1 protein-coding gene is annotated in these 274 nt (G+C 62.0%); it reads left to right on the forward strand.

What is annotated here, in order from left to right:
* Positions 1-274 (forward strand): helix-turn-helix domain-containing protein (locus SB772_RS40760; RefSeq protein WP_410838620.1); only part of this gene is annotated, 274 nt, incomplete at both ends.

Here is a 274-nt window from a genome sequence, read left to right on the forward strand (position 1 = left end):
CATGAGTGTGAAAGACGACACAAAAACAGACATGGTTGGAAAGGCGCTGAGCCTGCTCGTACTGCTGGGGGACGAGCCCCGGGGCGCCAGCGCCGCCGACTTGGCCAGGAGTGCGGGCCTTCCCTTCAGCACCACGTACCGCTTGCTGGGCTCCCTGACGCGCGACGGCTTTGTCGATTATGAACCCGATGGCCGCCGCTATCACTTGGGTTTGCGCGTGTTCCAACTGGGGCAGCGGGTGTCGAATCATCACGGCTTTGCCGCAACTGCATTG

Source organism: Paraburkholderia sp. SIMBA_030 (assembly GCF_046535245.1).
Lineage (GTDB): Bacteria > Pseudomonadota > Gammaproteobacteria > Burkholderiales > Burkholderiaceae > Paraburkholderia.